9 protein-coding genes are annotated in these 8,014 nt (G+C 70.1%); 1 reads left to right on the forward strand and 8 read right to left on the reverse strand.

From position 1 onward, the window contains the following. The 8 genes from K9U41_RS20435 to K9U41_RS20470 form a co-directional block, all read right to left on the reverse strand. Nucleotides 1-136: cob(I)yrinic acid a,c-diamide adenosyltransferase (locus K9U41_RS20435; protein WP_282642698.1), on the reverse strand; the 136-nt coding region annotated here is incomplete at its 3' end. A 59-nt stretch (nt 137-195) separates the two neighbouring features. Next, nucleotides 196-717, reverse strand: a complete 522-nt coding sequence (gene cobU / locus K9U41_RS20440; RefSeq protein ID WP_282642690.1) for a bifunctional adenosylcobinamide kinase/adenosylcobinamide-phosphate guanylyltransferase — start codon at nt 715-717, stop codon at nt 196-198. A 382-nt stretch (nt 718-1,099) separates the two neighbouring features. After that, entirely contained in the window at nt 1,100-2,539 is a 1,440-nt protein-coding gene (gene rfaE1, locus K9U41_RS20445; protein ID WP_282642691.1) for a D-glycero-beta-D-manno-heptose-7-phosphate kinase, read from the reverse strand. A gap of 12 nt (nt 2,540-2,551) precedes the next feature. Further along, a complete protein-coding gene (gene rfaD, locus K9U41_RS20450) occupies nt 2,552-3,562 on the reverse strand; it encodes an ADP-glyceromanno-heptose 6-epimerase (RefSeq protein ID WP_282642692.1) in 1,011 nt (336 codons plus the stop codon). A gap of 74 nt (nt 3,563-3,636) precedes the next feature. Further along, nucleotides 3,637-4,644: a lipopolysaccharide heptosyltransferase I gene (gene waaC, locus K9U41_RS20455; protein WP_282642693.1), complete on the reverse strand. Its 1,008-nt coding sequence runs from the start codon at nt 4,642-4,644 to the stop codon at nt 3,637-3,639. Then, nucleotides 4,641-5,663 (reverse strand): lipopolysaccharide heptosyltransferase II, encoded by a 1,023-nt coding sequence (waaF, locus tag K9U41_RS20460; RefSeq protein WP_282642694.1) that lies wholly within the window; start codon nt 5,661-5,663, stop codon nt 4,641-4,643. The genes waaC and waaF overlap by 4 nt, the downstream gene beginning before the upstream one ends. Nucleotides 5,664-5,792: 129 nt before the next feature. Beyond that, nucleotides 5,793-6,266 (reverse strand): phasin, encoded by a 474-nt coding sequence (locus K9U41_RS20465; RefSeq protein WP_282642695.1) that lies wholly within the window; start codon nt 6,264-6,266, stop codon nt 5,793-5,795. A 249-nt stretch (nt 6,267-6,515) separates the two neighbouring features. After that, nucleotides 6,516-7,070: a phasin family protein gene (locus K9U41_RS20470; protein WP_282642696.1), complete on the reverse strand. Its 555-nt coding sequence runs from the start codon at nt 7,068-7,070 to the stop codon at nt 6,516-6,518. A gap of 233 nt (nt 7,071-7,303) precedes the next feature. On the opposite strand from K9U41_RS20470, the gene K9U41_RS20475 reads away from it, so the two are divergent. Further along, the coding region (locus tag K9U41_RS20475; protein ID WP_282642697.1) for a hypothetical protein at nt 7,304-8,014 on the forward strand (711 nt) is incomplete at its 3' end.

The raw sequence follows: 8,014 nt of genomic DNA on the forward strand, positions 1-8,014 counted from the left end.
GCCCGAGCATGCGCAAGGCGAGGCCGAAGGCGGCCGTGCTCTTGCCCTTGCCGGGGCCGGTGTGGACGATGAGCAGGCCCTTCTCGATGGTCTTTTCCGCCACCTCCCTGTCCTGCACCGCCTTGCGCTTCTCCATCTTGGCGCGATGGCGGGCGGCCTCGGCATCATCGACGGCGGGGGGCGAAACGGGCTCGCTCACGGGGTGTCTTCCTTCATGATCAGGGGGAGGCCGGCCACCACCAGCACCACCTTCCGGGCGCGGGCGGCGAGGCGCTGGTTGAGGAGGCCGGCGGCGTCGCGGAAGCGCCGGGCCAGCGCATTGTCCGGCACGATGCCGAAGCCCACCTCGTTGGCGACGCAGACGGTGAGGCCGGGGCGCGCGGCCAAAACCTGCTCCAGGGCCGCGCCCTCGGCATCAAGGTCGTGCTCGGCCAAAAGGTGGTTGGTGAGCCAGAGCGTCAGGCAATCCACCAGCACCGGCTGTTCGGGCGGCAGCGCCGTGAGGCAGCCGGCGAGGTCGAGGGGCGCCTCATGGGTCTGCCACCCCTCCCCGCGCCGGGCGCGGTGCAGGGCGATGCGCGCCTCCATCTCGCCGTCGCGGGGCTCGGCGGTGGCGATATAGGCCCAGGGCTCCGGCTGGCGCCGGATCTCCACCTCGGCGAACCGGCTCTTGCCGGAGCGTGCGCCGCCGAGGACCAGGACAAGCCCGCCGCTCAAGCGACCGACCGAATGTTGGCGCAGGGCGGTACCCGGAACGGGATGGGCGAAACGGACAATCCGGCGCGATCGACACCGGCTCGGTGGCACCCGGTCTCCGGGCGGCGGTGGTGGCGCGTCATGGCGGGTCCTTTCAACCCTCGCTCCGAGGGTACGCTGGGCAGGTCCGAAGCGGGCGCCCGAAATGGGCGACCCATGGGATTCGAGCCCGCAGGCTCAACACACTTTCCCCGGACATCTGCATGAAGAAGTGACAAGACACCTCTTCATGCAGCAATTCAAGACTTTAAGATGCACAAATAACATATTGATAATAATAAACAATTATCATCGCCTTCATGTAGCGGATCCGGCAGGCTGCCGGCACGCCAGGCCCAGTCCCCTACCCTTTCGCCTTCGCCACCAAGGCGGAGGTGGAGCGCCCTTCCACCAGCGGGATGAGGGCCACACGTCCGCCCCGCGCCTTCACCACGTCGCCGCCGACCACCTGGTCCTCGCGGTAATCGGCACCCTTCACCAGCACGTCCGGGCCCAGCGCGGTGATGATCTCCAGCGGCGTGTCCTCCTCGAACAGCACCACCAGATCCACGCAGCGCAGCGCACCGATGACGCGGGTACGGGCGGCCTCGTCCTGCACCGGACGGGTCGGTCCCTTCAGGCGCTGCACCGAGGCATCCGTATTCAGCGCCACCACCAGCCGGTCACCCTCCCGCGCCGCCGCCTCGAGGATGGCGACGTGGCCGGGATGGACCAGATCGAAGCAGCCGTTGGTGAAGACCACGCGGGCGCCCGCCGCCTGCCAGCCGGCGATGACGGCGGCGGCGCGGGCGCGGTCCACCAGCGCGCCGGGCTCCGCGCCCTCGGGCACGCTGGCGTCAAGCGCCGCGTCCAGCTCCGCCCGGGTCACCACGGCGGTGCCGATCTTGCCCACCGCCACGGCGGCGGCGGCATTGGCGAAATGCACGCTGGTCTCCAGCGTGTGCCCCGAGGCGAGGGAGACCGCGAGCGCCGCCAGCGCGGTATCGCCGGCGCCCGACACGTCGAACACCTCGCGGGCCTGCGCCGGCACGTGCAGCACCTGCCCGCCACGGCGCCAGAGCGTCATGCCCTTCTCGGCGCGGGTCACCAGCACGTCGCCCCCGAACTGCCTTGAGGCCGCCTCCGCCGCCAGCGCCGCCTCGGCATTGGTGGTATCGGGCAGGCCGGTGGCGGCGGCCAGCTCCAGCCGGTTGGGGGTGACCAGGCTCGCGCCGCGATAGGCCTCGAAGGTGCGGCGCTTGGGATCCACGATCACCGGCACGCCCTTGGCCTGCGCCGCCGCGATGGCCGCGCCGATGACCACGTCCGAGAGCACGCCCTTGGCATAGTCGGAGAGTACCACCACCGAGCTGCGCCCCACCGCCTCCTCCACCGTGGCGACGAGGCGCGCGACGGTGTCGTCGGCCGGCGGGGTCAGGATCTCGGCGTCGATGCGGACGATCTGCTGGCGCCCGCTCATCACCCGCGTCTTGGTGATGGTGGGCCGCCCTGCGTCCGCCACCAGGCTGGACAGGTCGATGCCCGGATAGGCGGCGAGCGCGTCCTTCAGCGCATCGGCCTCCGGGTCGGCCCCCGTGAGGCCCACCAGGATGACCTGCGCCCCCAGCGCCGCCGCATTGGCGGCCACGTTGGCGGCGCCGCCCGGCACGATGCGCTCGGCGCCGTGCACCAGCACCGGCACCGGCGCTTCCGGCGAGATGCGCGAAACGGAACCGACGATATAGCGATCCACCATCACGTCGCCGATGACGGCGATGGGACCCACCGCGCCTTTACCCGCCATGATGCTCTGTCCTCACGCCGCGTTGCGCGGCTTCAGATGGCCGTTCACATAGGACGCGACCCCATCCTCCAGCGAGGTGAAGGGACGCGTGAAGCCCGCCGCGCGCAGCTTCGAGACATCGGCCTGGGTGAAATACTGGTAGGCCTTCTGCAGGCTTTCCGGCATGTCCACGTAGGCGATGCGCGGCTCATCGCCCAGCGCCGAGAACACTGCCTTCGCCAGATCGGCGAACGAGCGCGCCGCGCCGGTGCCCACATTGAAGATGCCGGACACGTCCGGGCTCTCCAGCAGCCAGCGCACCACCTCCACGCAATCGCCCACATGGACGAAGTCGCGCAATTGGCCGCCGTCGGCGTAGCGCGGATCGTGGGACTTGAAGAGGGTCACGTCCTCCCCGGCCGCGGCGGCGGGATAGATCTTGTGCACCACCGAGCGCATGTCGCCCTTGTGGCCCTCGCCGGGGCCATAGACGTTGAAGAAGCGCAGGCCGGCGAACTGCGGCGGGCGGGGCCGGCCCTCGGCCACGTCCGCCATGATGCGGCGGTCCACGAACAGCTTCGACCAGCCATAGGGGTTCAGCGGCGCGAGGGCGGAAAGGTCCGCCGCCTCCTCGGAATCGCGGAAGCCGGAGGTGCCATCGCCATAGGTGGCGGCCGAGGAGGCATAGACGAGGCCCAGCGCTTTGCGCGCGCACAGCTCCCACAGGTCCAGCGTCGAGCGGATGTTGCGGGCGACGATCTTGTCCGCGTCGCGCTCGGTGGTGGCGGAGATGGCGCCCATGTGCACCACCGCGGCAAGCCGGCCGCCCTCCTTCTCCACGAAGGCGTTCACCGTCTCCGGCCGGATCACGTCATGCAGCGCGATATCGGCAATGTTGCGCCATTTGGGGCCGTCCTCCAGCCAGTCGGCCACCACCACGCGATAGCCATCCTCGGCGGCGGCGCGGGCGATGTTGGAGCCGATGAAGCCCGCCCCGCCCGTGACGAGGAGGAGGTCGCGGCTCAGCGCCACCGATCGGGTCATGTGGAACATCCCATCTTCAGGTCGGGCGCAGGGTGTGCCACGCCAGCTCACCCTTTGTCCATGTTCGGCGCCGGTCAGGCCCTGAGCGCCACCAGCGCCCGCCAGACCTCGGCGGCGGACATGTCGGCAAGGCAGGGCGGCCCCTCGGTCACCTCCGGCGCGATGCGGCAGCGCGCCTTTTCGCACGGGGCGCAGTCGCGGGTCGCCTTCAGCTCCACCGCCCGGGGGCCGTAAAGGCCGGTCAAGAGCGGGTCGGTGGGGCCGTAAAGGCCCACCGTCGGCACCCCATAGGCCGCCGCCAGATGGCCGAGGCCGGTATCCGCGCTCACCACCCCCGCAGCTCCCGCGATCACCGGGGCGAGGGTCTCCAGGGTCTGCGGCGGCAACAGGTGCACGTTGGGCAGGCCGTTCGCGATGGCCTCGGCGCGGGCGCGCTCGGTCGCCCCATGGGCGAACAGGCGGATGTCGAGGCCCGCCGCACCGGCCTGCTCCGCCAGCGCCCGCCAGCCGGCACGGGTCCAGGTCTTGGTGGGCCAGGTGGTGCCGTGGAGGAAGACCAGATAGGGCGTACCCGCATCCGGCGCCGGCACGAGCCCCGCATCCGCCGGCCGACCGTCGAGGCTGTAGCCCAGCGCCGCGGCGAAGAGCTTGCGGATGCGCACCGCCATATGCTCCACCTCCGGCACATGATGGCGCCGGTGGTAGGTGAGCGCGGCGAGGCCCTCCCGCGCGCTGGCGCGATCGAAGCCGTGGCGCTGCCCCCGGGCGAGCGCCGCCACCGCCGCACTCTTCATCAGGCCCTGGGCATCAATGACCATATCGTAGCGCTCGGCGGCCAGCGCGGCGCGGATGCGCCCCGCCTCGCCGGAGCGCAGGGCGTCGAGCGGCTTGCGCAGCATGCGCCGGAGCGGCACGACGATGGTTTTCCGCACCGCCGGGTGCAGGCGCGCCACGGGGGCGAAGGCTTCCTCCACCGCCCAGTCGAGCTGAAGGCCGGGGTGCGCGGCCATGGCGTCCGTCATCGCCGGGAACGTGTGCACCACGTCACCCAGCGACGACAGCTTCACCAGCAGCACCTTCATCGGCGCATCTGCTCGGCGGCGGTGAGAACCTCCCCGGGGGCGATGCCTTCGAGGCAGGCGAGGGTTCCCAGCGGGCATTCCCGCTTGTGGCAGGGCCGGCACGGCAGTTCGCGCGCCATCACGCGGGCGAACGGCGAGGCCGGTGGCGTCATCTTCTCGGAGGAGGCGCCATAGAGCACCACCAGCCGGCGGTCGAAGGCGCCGGCCACGTGCATCAGGCCGGAATCGTTGGAGATCACCACGTCCGCGCCGGCGAGAATGGCGGCAGCCTCGACGAGGGTGGTGCGGCCCACCAGATTGTCCACCGGCACGCCGGCGCCGGCCGCGATGGCGTCGGCCGCCTCCTGGTCCTTGGGCGAGCCGAGGATGCGGATACGGTAGCCGGTGGCGACCGCCAGCGCGGCCAGCGCGGCGAACTTATGCGCCGGCCAGCGCTTGGCGGGGCCGTATTCGGCGCCGGGGCACAGCACCATCACCGGGCCTTCGCCGGAAAGCGGGAACTTGGCGGCAGCCACGTCCACCGCGCCGTCGGGCAGCATCAGGCGCGGGCGCGGCGGGCGGGCGGTGGAGCCCACCGGCAGGCCCAGAGCCACGAAACGGTCGAGGGTGCGGGCGGTCTTGCGATCGGGATCGGGCCGGGCGTCCGTGAGCAGCAGGCTGCGCAGTTCCGCCTTGTAGCCGACGCGCTCGGGAATGCCGGCGGCGAGCGGCACGATGGCAGCCTTGAAGGCCCGGGGCAGGATGATGGCCTTGCCGTAGCCCTCGTTGCGCAGCGCGCGCCCCGCCCGCCAGCGGGCCATGAGGCCGAGTTCGCCATGGCCGAGGCCGAGGGGAATGGCGCGCCGGACGCCGGGAATCATGCGGGCGATGGGCACCGCGGCGGGGGGCGACAGCACGTCGATGGGACGGCCGGGCTCACGCAGGCGCAGCACCTCGATGAGGCTCGCCGCCATGACCATGTCGCCGACCCAGGAGGGGCCGACAACCAGCAGGGGCGAAACGGAACCAAGGGCACGCATACGAACGCTCGCGGGGTGGAACGCCCGCGTCATTGCAAGGCGGACCCGCCGCGTCAAGCGTCAAGCGACGCACGCGGCGGGCAGCGGGCCGGGAGAGACGGTCCGGCCGTGGCCGGACCGGACGTCACCTCAGGCGGCGGTACGGAGGGTCTTCTCGACCGAGGACTTCAGCGGCTCGGACGAATCCGCCGCCACCTTCTGGGCGAGGGCGGACAGATCCTTCGCCTGGGAGGTCAGAACCTCGAACTGCTTGCGGGCGTGGCCGGTGGAAAGCTCCACGGCCTCGGTCACCGTCTTGGTGGCGAGCAGCGAATTGAAAAAGTCGAGCGCGGCGTTCACATTCGATTGAACAGCCTCGATCACCTTGGCGTTATACTGGGCCACGCCCTTGCTGGCGGTGGTGTAGGTGTCCTCGAGCGCGGCATTCACCTGCTCGGCGGAGCCCTTGAACTTGGCGTAGTTCTCGCGGCAGGTGGCGAGACCCTTTTCAGCGATCTCGCGCACGCCGGCCGGCACTTCGACGCCGGGAACGGCATTGTTCGAGAACGCCTTTTTCGCGGCTTCAACCTGATCCTGATAGGCCTTGATGAAGGTGTCGTTCATGTCATCCTCGGTAAACGGGCAGCTCGGTCCGTGAGCCGAGGCACAATCCCGCGCCTGCGAGCAGAATGCTGACGGATCGCCAGCATCAGGCCTTCGAACAAGAGCGGTAGCGGCTGTGAAACCTCGACTTTATGACTGTATCCTAACAAATCGTGCAGCGCAAAAAGAATTTCTGCGCTGCACAAGTAAACTTGTAGGGTCTTTAGTCACTTAATAAATCCGAGCGACTGATGAACGCCGCCGGATACCTCAGTGCGACTGGTTGGGATCAGTCACCGTGGAAGCGGCATGCTCGGCGGCGGCCTTGGCGTCGCGCACGGCCTTCTCGCTGGCGGCCTTGAAGTCCTGAGCCGCGGTCTGGGCACTCTCCGTGGCGGCGGCAGCCAGCGTCTTCAGGCGCTCGGCGAGGGTGCGGGCGTGCTCGTCCAGGCTGCGGACGGTGGTCTCGCCAAGCGACTTGGCTTCGACGCTGAAGGTCTTGGCCTGCTCGGCGACCGATTTCATCTGGCTGGTCAGGAACTCGGCCTGCAGGCTCATCATTTCCTGCGGGCTTTTCGCGGCCACGAGGCGATGCAGGAAGTCGAAGCTGGCTTCCACATTGGCTTCCATGAGACCAATCGCCTTCTGGCGCAGGTCCTTGATGCCGGTGCGCACGTCCTCGAAATGCCCCTCGGTGTCCCCGACCGACTCACGGGCGTTCTGGAACAGGGTCTCAAACGCCTGGCGGGCCTGGGCCACATTCTTTTCGGCAATGGCCCGCATTTCGGCGGGCAACTCCAGATCCGGACCGAACTTCGTCGTCATGGCCGTCTCTCCTCCGGGGTTTTCGGGCGGCGCACTTGAACCGCACCGGTCAATTCTAATATGGCGCACTTGCGCTTCGCCAATATGAATGCCGAAAAAGCGCGCCAATTGCACTGACGTTAATCAATCGTCATGACTATGGGCAGCGCTCCGCCTTGCAGAATCGGCCCGCACGCGGCGGAATGGACCCTCGGCAGCCCATGACGCAGACCAGCGCACGTTCATATCCCGGGATGGATCTCGCCCTCGCGCCGCTGCTGCGGCGGGACCTGCCGTCGTTCCTGGTCGGCGTGCCGTCCGCCCGCGTGCTGGAAGCGACACCGGCCTGCGCCGCCCTTGGCATAGAAGCCGGCGCGCCCGCACCCCGGACCGTGGCGGCGGCGGCGCTTGAGCTGTCCCGCCTGACGCTGGCGCGGTTCGGCTTCGCGCGCCTGCGCCTGCGCGGCAGCTTCGTCCCGCGCCTGTTCCGCTACGCGCCGCTCGCCCTGCCCTCCGGTGCCGCGGTGCTGTTTGCCGATCCCGCGGCCTTCGCGCCCGCAGCCGGGGCCCTGCCGGGAGCCGAGCCGCCGGGCGCGCCCGCCATCCCCGTGGCGCTGCAGCCCTTGTTCGCCCAGCCGGTGCGCATCACCTTCGAGACTGACGCCGTGGGCCGCATCCGCGCGCTCTCGCCGGTATTCGCCCAGGCCCTCGGGTCCCGGGCCAGCCAGTTCATGGGCGCGACCTTCGCGGGACTGGAAGACGAGGGCGTCATCGCGTCCGGCGGCGCCGTGGCCGATGCCATCGCCGGCGGCAGCTTCAGCGAGGTGAAGGCGCACGTGCCCGCCGCGACGCCGAACGAGGCCGCGCTCGACCTCTCTCTCGGCGGCGCGCCTGTGTTCGACGCCGCGCGCCGGCGCCAGGGCCTCCGCGGCTTCGGCGTGCTGGGCGCGGCCGCAGCGCCACCC

Source organism: Xanthobacter autotrophicus (assembly GCF_029991245.1).
Lineage (GTDB): Bacteria > Pseudomonadota > Alphaproteobacteria > Rhizobiales > Xanthobacteraceae > Xanthobacter > Xanthobacter autotrophicus_C.